This window comes from Acinetobacter sp. CWB-G5 (assembly GCF_019209785.1).
Classification (GTDB): Bacteria; Pseudomonadota; Gammaproteobacteria; order Pseudomonadales; family Moraxellaceae; genus Acinetobacter; species Acinetobacter johnsonii.
In genome coordinates, this window is the sequence record NZ_JAHUTF010000003.1 from 393,485 (window position 1) to 418,352 (window position 24,868).

Below are 24,868 nucleotides of genomic sequence, written 5' to 3' on the forward strand. Positions count from 1 at the left end.
TTTTTTCATGTGTGTACTGATTGCAGTTGCTGCAATTTTTCTAAAAAGCGAACTGCGTTAAGTTAAAGTGTGCCACAGTTTTCAGATAAATAAGTGGCTTGATCCATCAAACGTTCTGCTGAAGCAAAAATCTCACGCGAATGATGCCAACCTAATTCACGGTACTCAGCAGCTGCCCAAACCAAATTCACTTCAGCTTGTGCAAGTTCTTTATAGGCACATTGAAACCCAGTCTGTGTTTTTAGGGTTGCGGCACGCGTCCATAAATCACGGCGCATCAGTTGGGAAAACGCTAGCATTGCTGTTTCTACACTTAACGTTGCACGCTGATCTGCATATACAATCTCTAAAACCTGCTGATAGATCAGATCAATATTTTGACGCTTCGCTTTTTCACTATATTCATGGTCAGCATAACTCAGCCATGTTCGTGCTTTTTCTAACTGGTACTTGTCTCGTACGTCCGTCGCTTGCCCAAATGCAGTGTGCAATTGCTCATGCACATGTTGCTGCGAAACTGGATAACTTGAGCTGACAGGGACCTCTGCAGCATGCGCCACCACCGTACCCAAAGCCAGAAGCCACAATACATGTTTAGCATAGTGTTTCAACATTATTTAGGCTCCAAGGCTTTATTGACTGAAGGCTTATTTTTGTTAAATAGGTTTTCGTCAAATTTGAAGCGGAAACGGAAATATGCACCATCCATCGTTGTATCACTATCGATCAGATCTTTATCTTGATAGCCCACAAAGTTATATCCACCTGAAACCCAAAGGTTCGACGCTAGTAGATAACCCACTTCAACCCCTGCCATCAACTTGGTTCCATCCGAAACACTGTTCCACATCACGCCAGCATTCACTCCTGCATCCCAACGCTCATTAATGTCGTACATAAAACGACTGTTGAGCATTTGAGTCATACCACTGGTTTGCAGTAGATCATAAGTTTCATCCAAATATTTAACCGCATATTGCCCAGATACATGCACCGAACGTGTTGGATGATAATTCATATGATGAGACATGATATAAACATTGCGCTCATATGGATCATTCAGCGTTGTTTCATTTTTCTCGTAGCGATATTCAATTTTGCTCAATGAGTCAAAACGATTGGTTGCCAAATCACGATATGCAGCACCGACCTGAACACGGTCAATCACGCGATCGCCAGAATCTGCAGACTTATTGTCGGTAATATTCAAAACATTTTTAGCCAATAAAGTCACTTCGTCTGAATACTTGTATGCTGTACCTAAAGTATTTAAATAGCTATCACTTTGATTAGACCAGCGCCCTTCTATACGTGCCACATTTTTCCAGCGTGGATTGGAAAGGTGTTCAAAGCCCAAAGTCGCCGCAGTGGACTCTAGTGAATCTTTATTTTCACCTTCAAAGACTTTTACTTTTTCAAAACTGGTATTAAAGAATAGACCTTCTTTAAGCTGCCAACGATTACGCACACCCATCGCGGCTTCAGCTTCACGTGCGCTCATACCATCACGTACACGATATTCACTAAACACAGAGCCATCACGCATATATTCACTGTCTAAACCAAAAACGGTGGTATTACGTTTTTGCGTGTCATTGAGTTCGTATAATCCGCCTATACTTGAAATGAACTCATGGCGCGCATAGGCATGAATATTTTTATAAACTTGTGCATCACCGCCCACAGCAAATACACGGCGGTCACTATCCGCGATGTCTTGCTCATATTCTAGGAAAGCACTTGAACCATCAAAAGGGAGTGCTGTTTTTAATTTGGCGCGCACAGTGGTGCCGTCATATGGCGTTTCAACACTTTGGGTTGAAGCACTGGCTGCATTGGCTGACTCATTATAATAACGTGCACCCAGCTCTAAACTTACAATACGGTTAATCGCTTTCTCAATCGAAGCGCTCACGCCATGGCGAACACCTTCATTCACGCTATCTTCAGTTCTTACCGCTTCAACACGTAAAATACCAAACTGATCTAAACGTGCATTGAGTTTGACTGCACTTTCTTTGCGCCCTGAACTGATTGAAGACGCCGCATTACGGAAACCTTCATCTGCTTGTTGATGGTAAGCACGTAAATCGACCTTGTCATTTTTGTATTCCAATTCAACGCGTGCCGCTGTGCCATCACCAGATGTGTCTGTACTATTTGACGCATTCACATCTGTCAATTGGTCAAGGTTTAGGGCATCGTGGTCAGAATATGCATATTCCGCAATCAGTTTGGTCTTATCATTCCAATGAATGACGGTATTGGCACTGGCAATTTTCTCTTGATCCATAGGATCATCATTTTGAATATAAGAGCCACCCACCGTCACTTTGTCATTGAGTTTATAATGGCCATTCACGCCAGCAACGGTATATTCCTGCCCCCCTTGATCCGACTCTACCGTAATCCGTAGATAAACAGGATTCAGGTTTTCATCAATACTGCTCAACGGTGAGGTCAGGTAAATACTGTTGGTATAGGTATCTACTTGGTAGTCGCTGAAGCGATTTAAAGTACGCTGCGCAATAATCAAACCTGGATTGTTACGATCACGAACAATCACTTCCACCTTTTCACTATTTTCTAAAATATCGTCGGTATCAATACCTAAAGAATATGGGCCAGAAACCCCCATTGCACGTAATTCATTCACGATTTGCGTTGCATTGGTTCGTGCTGCGAAGCCCGAAACTTGGTAACGATCCCCTTCAACAGTTGACTTCAGACCTGTCAATGAACGGCTGTATTGCCCCAGTGAAAGCCCTTCGTCATTTTCAGTACGTGTAACATAGTCCCCATACATGGCATAAGAACGTCCCTTATCCACACGGACATACAGTTTACTGGTGGACTGCGCATCAAACCCTTTTGCCGATGCATCACCATACACGGGGTAATATTCATCTGGGCGAATATCACGGAATAGACGCTGATTATTTTCTTTGCTTGAGTCGTAAGCTAAAGTCAGTAAATAATCCCCACGTACCTTGCCTTTCAGGAACAAGGCTGCACGGCCACGAATGGCAGTTTCACCATCGCCTGAACTGGATAAATCATTCAGTTCTTCTTCAAAGCCATCTTGAGTCGAACTCTGTGATAAATTTTTTGGGTCGAATTTGTTCATTGCAAATGAACCTTCGATAATCCCCGCAACCAACATTGGGCGTAATTCTGCTAAAAAGCGAACTGGAACAGTCTGCTCATAAATACCACTACGAATACGCAGCACACCTGAACCTGCTTCTAATGGCGCAAGGACTGGGATCACCAGTGAGCCACCTTCAGCAAAAACTTGAATACCCGGTTTATCTGGATCTAAATCTTTGAGTTGAACCGTTCCCACCGATGTTTCTATCGTAATTGGGGTACGTGTTGCAACAGCCGTGCCATTGCGGTCAAGCACCTTAACAACAACTTGATAAACGTCTTTGCCATTGGCATAAACCACTTGTTCTACAGGCTGTGCAGCCAGTTGACTCATTGCATCTGGTGCGATTACTGTCACTTGCTGTTGGTCACGTAAATTGCCAAAGCTGTCGTACTGGCGAACTGCAACTGTGTTTTTGCCTGCAAGTAGCGGCACACCAATAAAGTCTAAACCAGCAACACCATGCTCCTGATAAGCTGCTTTTTTACCAATACGTTTTTCAGAAATTTGCTCATCATTCACAAATAAACGGATGTCGGTTCCTAAAGCACCTTTCACCTGAATGGTTGCTTGTTGTGAAGGTAGTACTTGCTGTTCATTTAAGTTCAAAATTGCAAGTTGGTTCGACTCAGAACGTTGTAGTTCTTGCTCTAAATCTAAAATCGTTGGTGTTTTAACGGGTTCAACTTGAACCGTTTTAACGTCTTTAATCTGTTCTTTTTTATATTCAATATTACAGTTTGCCGAAGCCCCTGAAGCACTAATACAACCACTTGCAGGCTGACCTTGAACATCAGTCACATAACTGCTCTGTGCATCTACGTTTAAATCTTGGCGTAAGGTTTGCTCAAGTGCATCAAGTTGTGCATCAATTTTGCTACGACGGACTTCAATTTGTGTTGCCAATGCCTGACTACATTCGCCTGCGGTATCTGCAATCGCGAAATCGGCACGGTGCAATTCACCACGTTTTAGGTCCACAAATCGGCTGGCTGGATCACCCGCTTGACGGTTACTAATCAGTACCAATTCGGCATTATTCGGTAAAGTGGTATTGTCGACTTTCAGGACATGCGTAATTGGTTTAATGCCATAGAAGTTATATTTCCCTTCACGGTCAGTGACCACAAAGTTCCCATCTTCCATGTAAATACGAACGCCCGGTACGCCCAGCTCACCTGCATCTTGCACTCCATTGCGGTTACAATCGGTAAAGACTTTACCTACCACAAAACCATCTGGACTAAATACTCCCGGTGTCACTTTGACTGCCGCTTGCGCTTCATTTGAAGTCGTATTTTTATTGTCTTGCGCATAAACACGGTTAATCCCATCGCCACTTAAAGCATTTGGCCCAACATACACACGATATTGAACTTTCGCTTCTTGTTTCGGTGTCAGTGTCCCTAAACCTAAAGTTAAATAAGGACCTTTGCCACCCTGAGGGTCTTTACTCTTTTGACCATTGACCCGTGTAGTGCCTGACACATACACAAAGCCACGTGGCAAAGTATCTTTCATATTGACGTCATACAGTGTTGAGTCACCCATATTGGCAACCGTCACCATATAATCTTTAAAGTCACCAATCTCAGCTGTTTTATCGCCCACTACTTCTTTTTTAATGACCAATTTGTCATTAATTGGCGTCACAATATCAACTGGGTCGATTGGGATATCAATATTGAGTGCAGCATCACCTGTTTTTAAAGTGAAGTTTCCGCCATAAGACCATGACGCATCAACCACACGCTGATCAAAATTATTATAAATGGTTTTATCACTGGTAAATTTATAGCGGGTTCCACCTGCAATCGTAGAGGTGTCGATATATAAGCTATAAGTACCATTATCAACATAAGGGTAAATAAACTCACCATCACTATTGGTTACCTGCTTTGCAGGAATAGCAACTTTGTCCCCTGTGGTTTCATCTAGTTTATAAGCAACATTTTCAGCAGGTTTACCATTGGCATCCAATAAAGTAACGGTTGCACCCGCAACAGGTTGATTGGTTTTGGCATCAAAAACCACACCATATGGATCAATGAGTACATTGGTATCTACATCACTGATACTGGTTGTGGAGTTACCATTTTCATCCAAGCAATCCGTTAAGCTAACAACCACTTGATCACGCTTAACCGTTTGTAAAATCTGATCATTCTGCTGTGCTGTCGCAGACTCCTGCGTAGGTAATGAAAAACGGAATATGCCTGTGTTGATGCCTGTTTCAACACCCTGTACATATTCAACATCACCAGTTTTCGTCGATTGAACTTTGATTTTAACTTTGTCTACACTGCTGCGCGTGGCATTACACATGGCACTATTTGCAGCAATATACAACGGCTTAGTTAAACTGCCAGTCGCTAAAATATTAGAATAATCTTTGCTGTTATTAGTGATGGAAGGGCGTCCACCCACCGTGGTGACCACTTCATTCGACAGAGTCTTTTTAATATTTGAGACTAGGCCATGCTCAACACTAAAGATGTTGGAAATCGATGTACGACTAATATTAGGGTTCATCGTCACAACCAGTTCAACCGTTTCAGTCGCATTGGCTGCTAACGCTTGCGGATAAGCCACCACTAAAGTATTGATGAGTGATTTATCATTCGGGATCTGCTGGGTAAATTTATCTTGCCCTAATGGATATAGCACTAAAGCTTTTGAGTTATTTGCTTTTGCTGATTTAAACGTGGTGTTGGCTGGTAACTCGTCCAATAACACCACAGCATTAATGGTTTGCCCATCGACCTCAATCGGCTTAGTACCCGAGTTGCGCGTAGAGGTATTTTTTACGTTTAAGCTATAAGTTAAATCGTAAGACTGACCCGCTTTGGGTTCGAAACTACTTTTATCGACAGCCTTGGTTGCCGTTAACTGAGGTAAAAAACTAATTAAGCCGTTAACAGCATCTGCAATAGCTGTTGGATCCTGAATGACATATGCACGCAGTGGTAAATCAACTTGTTGACTATCATTCAAAGAGCTCGATGAATCAGCGATGACCCATAGGTCAACTTTTTGACCGCTTTCTAAACTCAAATGCCCTGTCACCAATAAGTCTGAACGATCAAACTCACCATTTTGATTACTGTCGACATAAATTTTTATATTGGATAATTCTGGAACCGAATTTTTATCAATTGAAATATCGGCTTGTGTATTACTGTGATTAGTTAAAGTGTTTAACCAAATAACTTTTGCACCCGCATTGATTTCCTGACGAGCTGGTGAAGTCAGACTAATGACATATTGGGGATTAATCGTCACTTGAACAGTATTGGAAACGGCCTGACCAATCAAACCGTCCTTTTGTACAAAACTGGCATACGCAGTATTGGTGATATTTTGCCCAGCAGCAGGCATCACAGCATAAGCATGATTTACCAAAGCCATAGCGGTTGCTAAGCTTGAGAAAATGAGCTTGATCTTATGATTATATAGCGGCTGAACTCGTTTAATCACGAAAATACCCCAATACCAAGTAAAACAAGGTTAAGGGATAGGCATTTTGACAATGCCTATCCACAAAAATAGTTATTAATGTTATGTCTTAATTATTGTCCATCGACCTTAACGCTGAACTTCATTGTGACCGTTTCAGAAGGTGCTAAAGCAAACTCAGTTGATTTCAAATTGTTTGCTGTATTCGATACCGTACCTTTTGATGCAGGATCTAGTGCAGCTGCTGGTGTTGTACCTAAAGTGGTATAACTTGGCACAGCATCCGTGATCACAACTTTAGTTACTGCTTGGTTACCATCATTCACCGCCTTAATTTGGTAAATGATACAAGCACCTGGTTTTGCTTGAAGCGTCGATGTTCCGAAATTGCCTTCTTCAGCGCCATTACAATCAGCGTCTAGCGCTTGTAATTTTTCCAAACGGACTTGACCAATGTTCACTGTAGTTTTATCAGTTACAGTGACAGCAGCTGGGGCAGCAATACTGTTCAACTCACCTGTCGGAGTGATGGTTACAATAGATAGATCGGCCTGACCCGCAGTTGCATTACTTGGTGCTTCAACTTTCACCAAAATACTGACGCTTTCATTTGGCGAAAGACCATCTGCACCATTCGTCGCTGTTAGCCACGCATTAAGATCAGCACCAGTAACCAACTCACTCGCGTCGGCAACACCATTATTGTTTTTGTCCACATAAACTGAGGTTACAAAGCCACTATTTGATGGGTCATGCGTGATTGCAAATGGAAGTGTACTTCCCCCTGTCACCCCTTCTACAACGTTACCGTTGTTGGTCAAAGTATGCTTATAAACAATCGTACCGCCTGGAGCGACCTGACCTTGTTGATCAGCTAAGAACGACAGTCCACGAACAGCTTCTACAACAAGACGATCTTTCATCTTGTCAGTTAAGCCAGTTGCAGGAGAGTTAATCGTGAAGACAATATCTTGGCTATTTGCAGGTGTTGCATCGGTTGATGGCGTCACTTTGGCACAGAAATAAGCCGTTGCATTTGGCTGAATTGCACCTGTGTTGGTCACTTTAGTTGAAGAACATACACCAGTTGAGTCAGCAACAAAGTACTCAACAGTCCAACCTGATGGTAATGGTTGATCAGTACCAAAGTTATAATTGTCTGCAGTTGAACCACCATTGGTCACAGCTATCGGGAATGTTCCTGCAACACCAGGTTTAGTCGTTACTGTCGTTACAATATTAGCCGCAACATATGCACCTTCACCTGTAAGTGCAGTATCATTTTCTATATAGTCTTTATTACCCTTACCATTACTCAAATCGACTTTAGAAGTAGTGATGTCAGTAATACGTAAAGTGATCTTATCTGATAGAGTGCCATGTACAGGTGTAATGGTTAAGATTGTATCTAGGCCAGGAGCTGTAATTGGCCCTGTATACCCATTAGGCAAAGTAATACGTGCAGAAATTTCAAGATGACCACCTGAAGCCAATGGACCACTATCTACACTTGCGTCACCATTGGTATCCGTTAATGGTGTATTACCATCTGACTTTAACAATTCAACGATAGAACCTGCTGGTAGCTTAGATTTATCGACTTTAATGTTATATGTCTCAGTCACATTACCTAGGTTATGAATCCAAATATCTTCAGTTGAGCTTGAAGCACCAAATAAGATAGGTGAACCTTGAACAGCAGTGGTAGAGATTAAGTCATCTTTAGAACCCGCAACTTCAGCATCTGAGTAAGGGTCTGTTGCTAAATCATTGATCGTACCAATATAAGTCGACTGAACTGTGACATCATACGGGTTAGTAGGTTGAGGACTTTCTGTACCTGGACCATCTGGGTCAAATGTTGCAATGTTGGTAATTTTACCCGCTGGTGCGCTTGCGTTGACTGTTACTTGGAATGTTAATTTTCCTGTGCTGTTACGTGGTACTGATGCCAATACCAATTGCGCTTTACCATTGGTAAATTCGTACTTCGCTGCTGTTTCGTCACCAGTAGCATCTGTCAATGCCGCTGTTTGACCACTCCAACGCGCAGACCCAGCAACGTACGTCACACCTGCTGGCAGGATATCTTCAATGGTTAAATTTGTTGCGTCAGCATTACCTGTGTTTTTATAGGTCAACTCATAAGTCACCGTATCACCACGAGTTACAGCAGTAACATTGGCAGATTTTGTGACTTGAATCACCGCGCCGCCCACGATTTTCACTGTATCCGTGTTAACTTTGATATCACTTGAACCGATGAACGTACTTTCTGCTGATAAAGTCAATTTACCCAAGTCATTTGCCTGAGCTGTTGATGCCGTTGTACCCACAACCACTAAACCTGCAGACTCACCCGCATTTAAGGTAATAACCTGCCCCATTAAATTGGTGTTGTTATCAGGCACGCCGTCTTTGTTCGCATCTAAATAAATCGCAATATTTGAGAAATCAAATGCATCACCAGCGATGTTTGCCAAACTTAATGTGAACTTATCTGTTCCATTACCAGTGTTGGTCAAGACGTGTGATAGAGTCACCACACCGTTCGGATTCGCAGTCGCACTACGGTCTTGTTCAAGTGTGAAACTACCCACTTGTAAAACAGTCGTTTTGACTTCATTCGAAGTGACAGTGCGTGTGGTCGACGTACCATCCACATACGATGCTGTTGCAATGTTACTAATGTTCGTACCCGCAGCTGGTGCAGCTGCATATGTGGTGCCTGTAGCAAAGAAAGCAAACCCACCTAAGACTGTCGCAATTGACAAATAAAGGTTATTTCGCTTTGTTGTTTTCAAATTCATAGACATGAAAGTCCCCCGACTCCATCGGAATGATGTGTGTAAAATTTAGAAATTAATCGTTTGAAGTATTTACTTTGGCTTGTGCACTAACCGTTACGGACTTTTTTGCTGGTAACTCTGCAATCTGCCACTGTAAAGCACGGTATTCTTTCAATGGAATATTGACCAACTTGCCATCTACTTTTTTCTTTAATGGCATTGCTGCAAAGTTGACACCATCCGTGCTTCCCAATGCACCAGAAGGCAAACTTTCACCCAAATATTGGGTATCGGCTGGAATCGGTAATGTCGCCTTTAAGCTTTTGATATTACCTGTCGTGTTGTTGGTATAAGTCGCACGATACTCAATCACATCCTGCGGTTTAATTGAGTCTGCAGCTTTAAATTGTGCATTCCCCTTATTGTCTACAACTTTTTTAAACGCTTTAAGCTGAACAGAGACAGGCTCATTATTGGTCGCTGCAGTTGCCACCATCGCACTGGCAGCAACCCCAACAAACATCAAACTAATTGTCATTTTTTTCAGCATAGAATTTTTGTTTAACATGATTTTATCCACTGCGAACCAATGCGAACTTTTTGTGACACTAATCACTTTTTTATAAATTAATGCAACAAATCTCAAAGCAATATTAAACAAAAATCACACAAACAACCATACATTATTTAAAAAAAATGTTAACTAGTTCACCTTAGGTTGTTTTCAATAGATACAAAAAATCACACAACAACAACCAAATCACTGATATTTATTATATTTTTATTCTAAAACCAAATTACATAATGAAACATTTGTAAAAGATACAAAAAATGATAGCTCATAGAAAAAATTTTAATGCTCTGTAAAAGTCCTAAATGTTATTTTTCTGAGAGAACCATCTGGACAAAATAGACGCTATAACTGTCTTTAAATTATTCAACCCACGCTTATTATTTAATATATTTTTCAAGTAAATACATAAAAAAACTACATCTCCCTTTTATAAAAATGAGCAATAAAAAGCCCCTTCATGTAGATCCCAGAAGGGGCTTGCCATATCAAAAATTAATTAATCGGGAATGCGTACACAGAAGCCCACTTGCCCCTTTTGTTTCGGTGCCAAGACACCAGGAATTGTCCATTTCAACTGCCCTGCATTTGCCTCAGTTTGACAACCTGTAGCTGTACACGACATCGTTCCATAAACCGTACCCACGGGAACACTATCTTTTAAAACAACATCAACTAAGTTTTTGTTCGAATTGTTGGTATAGGTGATTTGATATTCCAAATAATCCCCTTTCGCAGCTTGGTTTGACACAGTAAACGGCGTCGTATTATTGCTAGGTGCGGGACATGTAGATGTTTTTCGAACCAACTTACCGATGTTTAAACCTGCTGTCCCAATAGTCGTAATGTCATTCACACTATTACTTTCTTTCACAGTGGCAGCGCTATAAGTTCCTTTTCCATTGACCTTAAAGCTCGCAATAAACCGATCACCACCTTGCGCTGTGGTTGATGAAATCACTCGCTGAATCAAACAAACTTTTTCATTGGCTGTGATGGTGCGGCTCGTCAGTAAACTCTCACCTTGATCTAACTGCGCATTACAGTTGCTGTCCACGTAAACTAAACTCTGCCAAGGCTGATTATTTGCAGGTTGCTGCTCTTTGCTTTCCGTTAAATTGAGCACATTCATCACACTTTTAGCCATCAATTCATGTGGATAATCCACCACATCTCCAGCCACAATAGTTTTTTGTCCATTTTGGCTTAAGATCAATTTTAACTCGGCATCACCAAACAAGAAACCATCATAGCTAGTCACATTTGCGGCTTTAGGAATGATAAAGAAGTCATTACTTGTGTCGGCTGTTGCTGTCACACTACTGGCTTTTGCAGAACTCACCGAATCAAACCCCGTCAGATTACGCTGTACCAGACAAACATTACTTCGCCCAGCAAATACGTCATCTAAGGTTTGAATTTTAAAATCGCCATTGGCATTGCTGGTTGTAGAGGCTAAAACAGCTTTACTATTACAATCTTGCAGTTCAACCACACTGCCCGCAATTCCCAATTCACCTGCATCTACAATTGCGTTATATGCCTTAGAAACATCCGAGGTTGTTCCACTATTATCGTTAAACACCCGCCCCGAAAACACATAGCCAGCTTTTTTACTGTTAGTCACACGACAGACGAACTTGGATGCAAATTTCACATTTGCAGCAGGAATGGTTTGGGTCATGCCATTTACGCCACCCAAATTGGCAGTACTATTTCCCGAAACTGCTGCATTGGTATCCGTACATTCAATACTTTTGAGTGAATATAAAGTCGATGTTGATTCAGTAAAGCTAATGGCTGTATTTGGTGTTGCATAAGCCAATAATGAGCCTTGCTCGACGGGTGATGTACTTTTCTTTAAACGAACCGATTGTGCAGCCCCAACCACCGTTGTGACCACTTCACCACTAGTAATGGTTTCAGCATTGGCATTGCTCAAATTTGAAAAAGAGCTAAAGTTGAAACTGTCTGTGCCATTTTCAGACACTTTATTCATTTCAAAAGTCGGTTTAAGACAAACATTGAGTTCATTAAAACCAATTCCAACATCATCCCCCACATAAGTGCTGGTATTTGGCCGAATATTTTGGAATTCGGTCCGCACTATTTTGGCCATTGTTATTGTTGTAGGTAAGGTAATCGTAAAATTGATAGCAACGGGATCGGTACCATACGAGCCAATTGCATAGTCCGCAGTGTTCACTTGTGCACCATTTAATGCAGTAAATGAAGCTCGGGTATTAGAACTCTTGGCAGGAGTGACTAAGGTTGCATACACCACACCATCGACCAAAATTTTTAGTGTGGCTCCACTGGTACTAGATTTAGGACTACCATTTGACCAATTTAAACGCCCTTTTAACTGCAATGCACCATTTGTGCCCGTACCATACATGACAGAGTTCGGCAAAATCGTTGGGCTTGTTCCTGCTGTTTTTAAAGCATTATCATAAGCACTGCTCGCATTATCAACCAAATATGCTCTAAAAGCTGTATCTGAAACTAAATTAGCCGATTGACCTGATACACATTGGTTTTGTGAACTGCCACTAGTGATTGGAGTACTTTTACTCACCGTTGTACTTACGGCACTTGTATTATTGGTTAAATCAATTTCTTTTGCTTCTGCTGAGTCCACTGTTGCAGTATTGGTAATTTGGTTTGATGATGTTGGCTCTTTATACACCAAGCCTGAAATAATAAAACTTAAGAAGTTGGTATTCCCTGTTTTATCTACAGGCAAGGTATTGACCATGACACTCAGTTGATTGGAATCATCAGGATTGGACACTGTCGGGCAGGTCACTGAGGCACTACTCGCTACACAATAGCGATATAAACCAGCCAAATTATCAGGAATTAAATCTGATATGGTAATATTTGAAATCGCTTTTTCACCCTGATTCCAAACCTTTAACGTGTAGGTAATGACATCTCCAACCTGAGCAACAGTTTTATCTACAGTTTTACTAATAGCCAGATCATCACTGCGTTTAGCCACAGTAATCGCTGTCCCAAAACCAGTTTCTGTTAAACGTTGCAATTCCGTATTACTACATGTTCCACCAGAAAAGGACATTCCAATTGGACCATACTGCCCTTGCGAATACTTATTTGAAGTGTTTTGGTTCAGCATTCGGTAGTTAACTTTATAATAACCGCCTGTTGAAATTGTCGTAGCAACTTCATATCTAACACCCGATTGGAAGCTATCCCTTGGGTCTTGAATCACGGTAGCAGAACCTGATGGGGGTGTTATCGAAATATATGCCCCATCATCTACTTCTGCTCCAGAATTTCCAACACAGGCACTCACACTGCTGGTGGATGCAGGAATATAAACATAAGTTTCAAATTCCCACGCACGTAAATTATTCACACGACTGTTTGTTGCCGTCACTGTTGGCAATAAAACACTTCTATATGGATAAGTTGTCAAATTCGTGACTGCTTCAACAACGGTTGGGTTTGGGGATGTGGCTAAATTGGTATAATAACTATCACCACTATTGCTACCACGAGCGGCACTAGAGAGATACTGTCCAATCGGGTTTTTCGCACTTACAGGCCATGCGCCTACAATAGCACTTGTTTCCTCAGCATAAGTTCCACATGTAGAACCACTACATACTGCTTGGCTTGTATTACGACCCGCCCAAAATGCATCATAAGGTTGAGGATTGGTTTCTTGAGTACTTCCAGGTTGCCCCCAAACTCGATGAATACTTTCACCAACCCCACTTCCAGGGTTTACCTCATTACTAGACACAGCAATGGTCGTTTGTTGAGTGGCATTTGAAATGGGGGCTGTCGAAGCGACTGAATAATCAACATATATATCAAATGTACCTGCATTGGCGACACTCCCAATATTACAAGTATAAATGGAGTTGGCCAATGTACATGTATTAGATGCTGTCCGTACCTGACTAATACTAACACCCGTAGTGAGAGCCGCCCTGACTTCAACTTTTGTAGCTGTCGCAGATGACGGCCCAAAGTTTTTAATGGTAATCGTTTGTGTGCCTACATCGCCTTGTACAATTGTAGGCGTATTCGCATTAATAACTTCAAAACGAGCAATCGCGATTGGATTATCACCGAGTGGAACCAAGGCATGCGTCAAGGAAATCCCTACTGCTGAAAGCACAACAGAAGCCATAACTTTTTTCTGAATGCATTTCATTTTAGTTCCCCACATATTTCACCCCAAACTCCAAGCTATGACTTTCATTGCTTTTTATTATCGCAACTGAACCCTTAACTGCACCTGTTTGCCCTAGTGCAGGCGCACTAAGCGAACCCACTTCACAGCTTGTACAACTTGGTGCTTTACTCATCACCATCGCTTCAGGGGTATAATCATAAAAATTAAATCGACCAATGGCCGAAGCACCCAAATTCTTCACCGTCAATTGATACAAAACACATTGCCCGGCCCCATCTGAATTACGTGTAATCGGCAAGACATTTGAGGTATACGCGCCATCCGCTACGCCATCACAATTATTATCTTTAGCTTGCAACTTACTCAAACGGACTGGCGCAGTGGTTATAGTTGTAATGTCTGTTGCCGTATCTAATATCGTCCCAGCACTATTTTTTAGGCTAATGATGGAAGTATTCACAACTCCAACAGTGTTATACGCGGTATTTTCAACTTTATTAAAGATACGAATCGGTGCTTTACTGCTAAGAATAGAAGCATTCACAATAGATAAGTTTTGAATAATCGGATCAGACGCATCTAACTGCCCATCATTATTGGCATCATAATAAAGTGTTGTGGTAAAGCCAGTTCGATCATTAGCAACGCTTAAATTATCCGTTCCTGACAATACAGACGTTCCCCACGGTTTTAAGGTGTGGGTATAAACAATACTGCCTCCTGGTGCAATTTGCCCACGTAAATCGGGTTCTAAGCTTACTCCACCTTGACTCGCATTTGAGTTAATCGTAATGGCATTTTGAATTACATCATAGCCACTGTTTGGTGCTGAGGTAGGCAAACTAGAAGAAGCCACTTTAAAATAAATTGGAATCGGCTGGGTTGTGCTTTTTGCGTCTGCTCGAATTTCCACAACCGCACAATAAAGCTGAGACTCCCCATTATTCAGCAAACGCGTTGAAGTAATTTCTGATCCAAGCACCGAGCAGTCTGTGGTTGATGAAGCAAAATAGCGCACCGAACTGACATCGCTTGGCAATGCAACCGTCGCAAAATTATTATCGGCATCGGCACTAAAACTATATGCCGTCGCTTGACCTGTATGACGTACAGTGAGTGGAAACACCACCGTTTGATTATTCACCCCAGCTAAAATTTTCCACGGCGAACCACCATTCGACACATTGCCATTTCCTGTACCATTTGCCGTAGTTTCAGGGCTATTGATCAGGTCAACCAACCGAGAGGCTGTACTTTGAATCAGTGAGGTACGATCTTGTACCGTATCTGTTTTGGTATTGTCTGTTATCGACTGTGCTTTAGGCACAATGTTATATGTAGTATTGGCTGTATCAACATAGTCTGCTGGGAACGTAATTTTCACAATTATCGGAAGTTTAGCGCCAGCATCTAGCGTTCCCGTATCAACAATCCCATCATTATTGCTATCAAACAGAGGGGTTACGCCATCTGCACGATAGAACTCCAGCACACTCCCTATCGGTAAATTATGGCTAGCAAAACTTAAATTGAACCGATCTGCTACCGTTCCTGTATTCCACACATAGTTCTCAAAGCTAACCGATCCACCACTACTTACCGCAGATTTAGTCAGTAAGTCTGTGCCACTCACACTATTTACATCCGCATTAATCACCACCCCATAAATCGGTTTAATGTTTAATACTGCGGTGTTGGACTGCGTGGTTAAATTTGCTGTAGTAGACAAACCATCATGGTCATAGTCCATATTGGCAAAGTTGGGAATCTCACCGGGTGCAGTACGAGCAACCCGAACACGGAACTCAATATAGCCTTGCGCATTCGCAGGGACATTGGTGATTTGCGCACGAATAGTTTTACCATCCGTATCAAGGTAATAATTAATGCCTGTTGGATCATTACTGCCTGTCGCAGAATTCAGTGCTTGCCCATTCCAGTTTTCATTACCCGTGACATACGTCAACTGCGTGGTATCCAACAAGTCACTGATATTCACTACACCGCTGTTATTACCATTATTGAAATAGGTTAAACGGACGGTTGCGATATCCCCATTCACGACGGTTGTTTTATCAAAACTCTTGGTTAAATTTAAAACTGCCTGATCCGTGATGCGAGATGTATCAATGTTATTTTGAGTCAGACTGGGTTGTTGTGTAGAGGTCACTGTGAGTTGAATCTGACTGGAGCTATTTACGGCTGCTGATGAAGGAATAATGGCTTTAATAATCAGTGCAACCGTCTCTCCAGCATTTAAGCTATATTGGCTAATTGGAGTATTATTGTCTGCAACACCATTTCGATCGGCATCTAAATAAATTTCAATATTGCTATGGGTAAAACTCCCCCCTGCAATTTGACTGCCCAACAAATTATAAAGATCGCGTTCGTTCCCAGTATTGGTTAGAACATGGTGATAATAGACCGCCTGCCCTGGACGCACATATTCCGCTCGGTTATCTTTCAAACTGAGGTTATAAACAGGAATCACCGTGGTTTGAACCAAGTTGGAACGTGCCACTTGAACTACGGTAGAGCCTTCTTCTTTGTATTCACCCACAGCCATGTTACTGATGACCAGAGCATCAGCAAAAACCCAAGTCGATGCTGTTGCCCCCAACAAGCTCAGCATGGCAATACGCATATTTCGAATCATTTTCTTTTCTGCAAACATTTTCCGAGCCTACTCTTAAGGGTTAACACGAATAACAAAGTAGAAATTGGCTTCTTGGCTTGGATCTAAACTACTCACCAAAGCAGAAACTTTGTCACCAGAAGATAAATTTGTACCTGACGGAACAATGACAGGCGTTCCTACTAGGCTGGTATAAGCTGGAACAACATCATTAAACTGCACATTCTTCACCACTGAACCACCATCATTTTTAAGTGTCAGCTTATACACCACACATTGATTTGGCTTGACTGAAACCAACTGGGTGGAATAACTCAAAGATGCTAAATTAGTAGTGGTACAACTACTATTCGCTGCTTGTGTTTTAACTAACTGTAAATGTCCCGTTGCAACCGTGGTCACATCTGTATTTTTTAAGTTATCTAAATGAATGCCATTAAAATCAGAAACTTCAACCACGATATCCGCCTGACTCACCACACCTTCTGTTGCAGAAGGGGCCGCCTGAACTTTAAGTAAAAGTTGAATATCAGCCTGCGCCAATAAGCCCGCACTACCCAAAAGCTGATTTAAACTGGTTGTTGCGCTAATAATTTGGTCTGCACTATCAATCTGACCATTTTTATTTGCATCATAATAAAGGGTATAAACAAAGCCATCATTTCTAAGTGGTACAACTTTCAAATTCACTTGAGAACCTGCATTTGCACCTTCTGCCATATTGCCCAAATTCTTTAAAGTATGCGCATAGACAATCGTGCCACCCACACTTACCTGACCTTGCTGATCATTGGTCAGGGTGAGTAAGCGTGCGACATTACTTTCAATTTGGTTCTTAATCGAGTCCGCTTGTTGATTAACTGGTGATTGAATCGCAAACCAAATCGGCGCTGTAAAATTCTGTTGGCTTACGTCAACATCAATCACTGCACAATATGCCTTGCTTGCTCCTGCACCTAAGGTTCCCGTATTGGTAATTTGCTTACCCACCGTTTGGCAGCTGGCATCACCTTCATAAAATTTGACGCTAAAACCTGTTTTAGTGGTAGGCATAATATTGGCGACATCAATCGCGCTAAAGGATGCATACAAATTATAGTTATTGGCTTGGGTTGAATTATTCTTTGCCACCAAAGGAAAAACCGCTTTACCCGAAGTAACTTTAACCGTACGTAAGGGTTGACCGGCGTTATCCACGATCCCCACGCCTAAACCCGATTGGTCAGCATTATATAAATCACTGCTGCTGGATGCAGCAGTCAAAACTGTAATTTGGTTACGAATCAGGTCAGAGACTGTACTTGAAGCAATGGATGTCGCAACCACATCAATATTGATATTGCTGACACTGCTGCTACAGCCTGTAGAGGCCGATACTTCAACCTGAATTTGTTTTACCGCCGCATTTGAAATCGAACCTGTGTCGACTTTACCGTCACCATTGGTATCCGTAAGTAAAGTTTTTCCGTCCTGCGTGTAAAAATTAACTTTGGCACAGCTAGGCAAATTGTTTGAGCTATAACTTAAATTATAAGTATCTGTGGTATTACCAATGTTCCAAACATAGTTATTAAAGAAAACCTCTTGCCCTGGTTTCAAACTGGCTTGAATCACTAAGTTATCAGGACTGTTATTCGGGTTACCGACGTTCGTTGCTGAACTGGATTTATTATTTAAAACCACCCCATAGACAGCAGCCAAATTATAGATCACGGTATTGGAGAAACTGCTCAGTTTTACCGTGGTATTATCCATGTCATATTGTACAAAACCTGCCGTGTTTGGAATTTTATTGGCAGCACCTTGTTTCACTTTGGCTTTAAAAGCCAATGTGCCTGATGTGAGTGGTGCAACAGCCGTAATACTGGCTTCTAGACTCTTCCCATCAGGTTTAAGTTGATAGGCTATTCCTGTATTCGCAGATCCTTCTGTATCATTTGCATCGGTGAGTGCTGTGCTATTTTGATTCCAAACTGCCGACCCGGATACGTATTCTAAAGAATCATCCAACACATCTTGCAGCACGACACGACGTGTTGCTGTCCCTGTATTTCGATAGGTCAAAGTATAGGTGATCAGGTCACCAATATTGCCTTCACTTGCACTTTGCGCTTTAACGAGAGAAATCACAGCATCATCGACAACGCGAATCGTATCTGTGACTTGTGCAGAAAGCGTAGCACTTTGCTGGCTCACAGCTTTGAGGTCTAAACTACTGAGCTGATTAAAAGAGACATTTGTCGGGATACTACCTACAATCACAACTGCTAAAGATTGACCCGCATTGAGCTCAATTGATCCCACCAATAAGTCTTCGGTATTATCTGCTAAACCATTTTGATCGCGGTCTGCATAGACCTTCACATTACTTAAATCAAAATTATCCGTGCTACTTTGTACTAGACCCAATGTATATCGATCAGCAGTATTACCTGTATTGGTTAACACATGTGGCAGATTCACCGCCCCACCGACCACACCATATTGGTTTTGATTTTGTACTAAAGTCAGTGAGTACGTTTTTTGCACTTCCAATGCCACGGGATTGGAATTGACCAATAAAACATTCCCCATCTCATCGGTATAGTCCCCAGATGCAACGTTAGAAATATAGCTTCCCGGTTGTGGAAATGCATGTGCTTCTAATGAAAAAAAAAATAAAAACGACAGAGCAGAAAATTTCTTTTTGTTAATTTTCATATGAATTAGCCAGCAAAAGTACAAACTGTGTCACAATTCTATACTATTTTGTATCATAGTTGTTATTGTGATTGCATATTTATTAGATAAAATTTGTACAGCATACTTTTTGTGCTTTCTGGTCCTTTAAATTCTTATTTATTTCGAGACAAATGGACGTGAACGATAAGCTCCAAATCAACTCATCAAAAAAAGCTTATTGAAGCTGCTGAAGATGCCAACTCACTTTACCTCCATAGAAAAAAATAACGCCCAATGAAGCTCATCGGGCGTTATTTTAAATAGGTAAATGCCTATTTTCAGGGTTAAATTTTATATCAGGTATTACAACGTATGCTGGTCTTTCACATCTTCAAGAACATCATCGAGCTCTTCTGGATTTTTCATCAAGTGGAGAATAGACAACACAAGTCCTCCCCAAACAAACAACATTGAAATCACCATCATTACGATTGCTGAAGTATTCATTTTTTTCTCCTAGCGATCTTTAACTTTGCTGAGTACGATTGCGACGACAGCACAGAAAATCACACTGCCCCAACCAAATAGCCCTTGCAGACTCATGCTATAGGTATCGTAACCATTTTTCACCAAATTAAATAACGTCATGCTCAACGTCGTTAATAACACGAGTGAAGTAATCACGGTCAAGGTAAATGCCCAGCCCTTACCGAGTTGAATGGTAGAAATACGATTTACGTGATCACGCAACTCAATCAATGCTGAACGCTTAAACCAAGTAATACAAAGAATAGAAACAAGTGCGCCACCCACAATGCCAATGTTATTGATAAAGTGATCCACGATATCTACCAGTTTAATCGCATTCACACTTGAGAATAAGATCACTGAAACCAGTGCACTACCACCACCGATAATGGTAACTGCTTTTTTACGGCTCCATTTTAACTTATCCTGCATCGCTGCAATCGGCACTTCCAAGATACTAACCATGGAAGAAATACCTGCAACAAATAATGATGAGAAGAACAATAGACCGAATAAATCAGCACCTGCACCAAGACTTGAAATGATTTTCGGGAAAGCAATAAATGCCAAACCGATACCACCACTGACCACATCTTGAACTTCTTTGCCTGCGGCATGCGCCATAAAGCCTAATGCAGCAAAAATACCAATACCCGCCAAGATTTCAGTTGAAGCATTGGCAAAACCAACGATTAAACCTGAGCCTGTCAAATTGGTCTTTGGCTTTAAGTAAGATGCATAAGTCACCATGATCCCGAAACCCACAGAAAGCGAGAAGAAGGTATGACCATACGCCGCCAACCACACTTTATAGTCCATCATCGCAGACCAGTTCGGCGTAAAGAATGCATTTAAGCCTTCTGCTGCACCTGGTAAACGAAGTGATTGCACCACTAAAATGGTGAATAAAACGAATAGCAAAGGCATGAAAATCTTATTCGATAATTCAACACCTTTTTTAACCCCGCCAAACAGAATAATTAAGGTCAGTGCCCAAATTCCCACGATTGGCCAAAATAAATGGCTTACAAACTGTAAATCGAAACCTGTTGCTTTCGAAGTTTGTAAGTAGGTATTGAAGAAGAAACTTTCAGGGTCACTGCCCCAAGTCTGACCAATCGAGAAGTAAACATAGCTTCCCGCCCACGTCAGTACGCTGGCATAGTACAAACCAATGATGATACACACACAGACTTGCCACCAACCCAGCGTTTCACCGCCTTTAAACAAAGCCCGATAGGCTTTAGGTGGTGACCCCGAACTACGATGTCCCGTTGCATAATCTAAAAATAACAGAGGTAAACCAGCGGTAATTAACGCCAATAAATAAGGAATAAGAAAGGCACCGCCACCATTTTCATAAGCAACATAAGGGAAACGCCAAATATTACCTAAACCTACAGCCGAACCTACAGCTGCAATAATAAAACCAGATCGTGATGTCCAGTTTTCACGAGTTCCTGACATAAAACACCTAAACCTAGGTCCCTTTTAATTGCTTTTTATTTGGTTATCTCGCAATAGAAAAGAACCATTTAATATTAATCTTGAGTGTTTGATTTAGCTTCGACCTTTTGGGTGCAAGGTTCTAAATGACAAACAGAGGAGTTTTCACAAAACCTTGGTTAAAGTGTGTCGATTAAACTTCCCTTTTATATGGTTCAACAATACTCACTTTTATAAAAATATTCTGTAATTTCTGCTTCAAATATTCCATTTTTATAATGTGTGCTGATTCAACCGTTCAATTAATCAGCTTATTTATTGTACAAAATTAGTTATAAATTAACAAACTTTTTGGAATGATTTATTCCACCTATTTCGCTGCATAAAATTTTAATATCCCTCAACGATGTTCAACCTACTAAAAAAATCAATCTAAAGGCTGCTCAAGCCATCAATTGTATGTATAAAACATTACTTTTCACATTTTTATTCAAATATCCACTCCATCGGAGAAGATTGATCATGTTTCTGATGAACATCACATGCATGCATACAACTTTTTAATATTGTTCTGTACTTACAACGCAGTCGTATTTACAACCGCGCTATACCAGTGATGCTCTATATTTAAAAGAGAACCATCAAAGCCAGTCATTTCGTAGAACATCCTCAGTTTCACTAGACCAATCCTGTATTCATCAGCCTATTTAAACGATGCTGATTTAAAGCAGTAAGCAAAAATTATATAAGCCATTTACTTTTGTCAGCTTAGGCTTACAAATAGCGTGGTTAAAATGCTGTTTGAACAACAGCCATCACCATGTATATTTAAACCATCAGGAAACAGGACGTTTCCCAAACTTAAAACAACAATAATCAGTTTGAGCATCAGGATGTGAGATATGACAGGAGTTGTATCTAAACACTGAAATACAAAGAAACCTCGACAGGATGTCGGGGTTTCTTTTTATCTCTATCCCACAGTTAAAGCTGAATATAAGTCCGAAATCCTCGACTCGCATAGTACGAAGCAGCGCCATTATGATAGGTAAACGTACGACCATAGCGCTGATCACAAAAAATTGCCCCGCCTTGTTGACGTAATTCAGCTGGAGTCTCAACCCAACTGGATGTTTTCAAGTCAAAATTAAAGATCTGCTGTAAAAGATAATACTGTTGTTCCGTCACTAAGCTTAAGCCATACGCCTGTACCCAATCTAGCACTGTATTTTCAGGCGGATGATCCTTACGACTCAATAATGCCTCTCGGTCATAACACATGCTCCGTCGCCCCTTCGGTGACTCAATTGAACAATCAAAAAAATACACATCTTGTGTATTCGGTAAAGCCACGACATCGGGCTCACCACCACTTATTTCCATTTGTTGTAACGCATATAGTTTTTCAGGAGAGTGCAAAAGTTGTTCTCGGACAAATGCCCAACTAATTTGCATATGACGTTCAGTATGCTGTTGAAACCGTTGTTCTAAGGTATTGAATAAATGTTCACTTTGCTCAGGTTCGAGTTTTTTCTGCTGCTTAATCATTGTTATTGTACTGCCCTATTTAATGCTACCTTTAGCATAGCACTCTCCTTCAAACACGACCAAATATCACCCAACGGTACACCCATTTTGCAAAAATAAAGGCCCTCAAAATGAGAGCCTTTTATCTTTTTGGGATTTGATTAAGAAGATGCTTTGATTGAACTCGAAACTTTCACCTGAGTTTTAACTGCTTCTTCAGCACTATTTAAACGAATAAAAGAAACCGCTATCGCAGCAAGCACCGCAGGAATCGCCACAGCAATAAAATTCAACTTATGTGGTAATTCCATGCCCAACAATACACCAATGACAATTGGCCCCACGATTGCACCCACACGGCCAATCCCTGATGCCCACCCCAACCCGGTTGAACGAACAGCCAATGGATAATATTGCGCCACATAACTATATAGCAAAATACTACAACCAATCGAAGCCGCTCCTGCAAGTGCAACCAATAAATAAATTACAGGTTGTGGTGAATTAAAGCCTAAACCCACCAGTGCAAATGCCCCGACAGTCAACATGCTAATAATGACAGGTTTCAAGTGGAATCGATCCGCGAGCACACCACCACCAGCAGTGCCGATCACCGCGCCAATATTTAAAGAAAGGAGGAACATTAAACTGCTGCCCATCGAATAACCCGCAGCCATCATCAGTTTTGGTAACCAGCTTCCTAAGGCATAAACCATCAATAAGCACATGAAGAAGCAGCACCAAAATAAAACTGTACCCATACCACGGCCATTTTTAAACAAGGCAGCGACAGATGCATCAGGGACTTTAGCTTCATTCAGCACCAGAACAGTATCTGAAGTTACAATCTCTTCAGGTACCAGACGTTGAATAATGCTGCGTGCCTTTTCTGTTTGCTGGTCTTTCACTAAAAAGGTGACTGATTCAGGTAAGAATTTCCATAAAATAGGAATAAACAGTAATGGAATACCCGCAATGAAAAACATGATCTTCCAGCCAAAGGTTGGCGTAAACGCAACACCTAGTAGTGCTGCCATAATCCCACCCATTGCATAGCCACTAAACATCGCGGTCACCAAAGTACTACGAAACTTCTGAGGCGCATATTCCGAAGTTAAAGCGACCAAGTTCGGTAATACACCACCAATTCCAAGACCTGCGATAAAGCGTAAAATACCAAATTCAGTCGGGTTTGATGCAAAGCCACCCGCAAAAGTGAACCCACTGAACAACGTAACACAGATAATAATGACTTTTTTACGGCCAATTTTATCTGCCAGCATCCCAAATAGCATTGCACCAAACATCATGCCTGCTAAGGCAGTACTGGCTAGCATTCCCGCTTGAACAGCCGTCATGCCCCACTCTTTCATTAAAAGTGGTAAAGCCACACCGTTAATTGCTAAATCATAGCCATCAAACAAGACGACGAATAAGCACCACAAAACAACCGTTAAATGAAAAGGCTTAAACTTAGCCTGATCGATTACAGCATTTACATTCATTGTTGTCGCTGTCATTTTTCCCTCACCTCCAATTGTGAGCTTTATTATAAAAAGTGAATCCAAATTCACTTTTATATAAAATGAATCATAATTCAGTTTTTGTCTATAAATAAAACAATTGAAAGGGCTTTTTTTGGAAAAACTAGACCAAAGTTGTATAAAAATCACACAAAATAGTTTGCATTTTTCGAATTCTTTGATAAATAATAGATATTTCACATAATTTTAATTTATATAAATGCATTTTTTTTATAATTTAGCGTGTATTCTCCGCTCTACTCTTTTTATTTTTAATATTTTCCGCATAAAAAAATCCCCCTATCTCATTTGAGTTAGGGGGATTTGAATTAATGAGCTGGCGATGACTTACTCTCACATGGATAACTCCACACTACCATCAGCGCTAAGAGGTTTCACTTCTGAGT

Annotated in this window: 11 protein-coding genes; all 11 read right to left on the minus strand. The window is 41.2% G+C overall.

The features are described 5' to 3' along the window. Positions 1 to 62 precede the first annotated feature (62 nt). Entirely contained in the window at positions 63 to 614 is a 552-nt protein-coding gene (locus tag KVY11_RS08695) for a hypothetical protein (RefSeq protein ID WP_168158779.1), read from the minus strand. Continuing rightward, entirely contained in the window at positions 614 to 6,559 is a 5,946-nt protein-coding gene (locus KVY11_RS08700) for an SdrD B-like domain-containing protein (protein WP_256350725.1), read from the minus strand. Before KVY11_RS08700 ends, KVY11_RS08695 begins: the two co-directional genes overlap by 1 nt. 161 nt (positions 6,560 to 6,720) lie before the next feature. After that, entirely contained in the window at positions 6,721 to 9,423 is a 2,703-nt protein-coding gene (locus tag KVY11_RS08705; RefSeq protein ID WP_218288673.1) for a DUF11 domain-containing protein, read from the minus strand. A gap of 46 nt (positions 9,424 to 9,469) precedes the next feature. Further along, a complete protein-coding gene (locus KVY11_RS08710; protein ID WP_218288674.1) occupies positions 9,470 to 9,964 on the minus strand; it encodes a hypothetical protein in 495 nt (164 codons plus the stop codon). Between the two features lie 502 nt (positions 9,965 to 10,466). After that, complete coding sequence (locus KVY11_RS08715; protein ID WP_218288675.1) at positions 10,467 to 14,156, minus strand: DUF11 domain-containing protein; 3,690 nt, start codon at positions 14,154 to 14,156, stop codon at positions 10,467 to 10,469. Position 14,157: 1 nt separating this feature from the next. Further along, positions 14,158 to 16,815, minus strand: coding sequence for a DUF11 domain-containing protein (locus tag KVY11_RS08720; protein ID WP_218288676.1), 2,658 nt, complete (start codon positions 16,813 to 16,815; stop codon positions 14,158 to 14,160). 15 nt (positions 16,816 to 16,830) lie between these two features. After that, a complete protein-coding gene (locus KVY11_RS08725) occupies positions 16,831 to 19,476 on the minus strand; it encodes an isopeptide-forming domain-containing fimbrial protein (protein WP_218288677.1) in 2,646 nt (881 codons plus the stop codon). 324 nt (positions 19,477 to 19,800) lie between these two features. Next, a complete protein-coding gene (locus tag KVY11_RS08730) occupies positions 19,801 to 19,944 on the minus strand; it encodes a methionine/alanine import family NSS transporter small subunit (protein WP_168158784.1) in 144 nt (47 codons plus the stop codon). Positions 19,945 to 19,953: 9 nt separating this feature from the next. Further along, a complete protein-coding gene (locus tag KVY11_RS08735) occupies positions 19,954 to 21,432 on the minus strand; it encodes a sodium-dependent transporter (RefSeq protein ID WP_004691884.1) in 1,479 nt (492 codons plus the stop codon). Positions 21,433 to 22,395: 963 nt separating this feature from the next. Then, on the minus strand, positions 22,396 to 22,956 hold the full coding sequence (locus KVY11_RS08740) for a DUF4256 domain-containing protein (protein ID WP_234951833.1): 561 nt from the start codon (positions 22,954 to 22,956) through the stop codon (positions 22,396 to 22,398). Between the two features lie 143 nt (positions 22,957 to 23,099). Then, positions 23,100 to 24,458 (minus strand): MFS transporter, encoded by a 1,359-nt coding sequence (locus tag KVY11_RS08745; protein ID WP_062032107.1) that lies wholly within the window; start codon positions 24,456 to 24,458, stop codon positions 23,100 to 23,102. Positions 24,459 to 24,868: the final 410 nt, after the last annotated feature.

Excerpts from the sequence above, each read along its gene's own strand:
- KVY11_RS08705 (WP_218288673.1), bottom strand. The coding sequence starts at position 9,423 with ATGTCTATGAATTTGAAAACAACAAAGCGAAATAACCTTTATTTGTCA.
- KVY11_RS08735 (WP_004691884.1), bottom strand. The coding sequence starts at position 21,432 with ATGTCAGGAACTCGTGAAAACTGGACATCACGATCTGGTTTTATTATT.
- KVY11_RS08710 (WP_218288674.1), bottom strand. The coding sequence starts at position 9,964 with ATGTTAAACAAAAATTCTATGCTGAAAAAAATGACAATTAGTTTGATG.
- KVY11_RS08700 (WP_256350725.1), bottom strand. The coding sequence starts at position 6,559 with ATGGCTTTGGTAAATCATGCTTATGCTGTGATGCCTGCTGCTGGGCAA.
- KVY11_RS08695 (WP_168158779.1), bottom strand. The coding sequence starts at position 614 with ATGTTGAAACACTATGCTAAACATGTATTGTGGCTTCTGGCTTTGGGT.
- KVY11_RS08720 (WP_218288676.1), bottom strand. The coding sequence starts at position 16,815 with ATGTTTGCAGAAAAGAAAATGATTCGAAATATGCGTATTGCCATGCTG.
- KVY11_RS08730 (WP_168158784.1), bottom strand. The coding sequence starts at position 19,944 with ATGAATACTTCAGCAATCGTAATGATGGTGATTTCAATGTTGTTTGTT.
- KVY11_RS08715 (WP_218288675.1), bottom strand. The coding sequence starts at position 14,156 with ATGAAATGCATTCAGAAAAAAGTTATGGCTTCTGTTGTGCTTTCAGCA.
- KVY11_RS08725 (WP_218288677.1), bottom strand. The coding sequence starts at position 19,476 with ATGAAAATTAACAAAAAGAAATTTTCTGCTCTGTCGTTTTTATTTTTT.
- KVY11_RS08745 (WP_062032107.1), bottom strand. The coding sequence starts at position 24,458 with ATGACAGCGACAACAATGAATGTAAATGCTGTAATCGATCAGGCTAAG.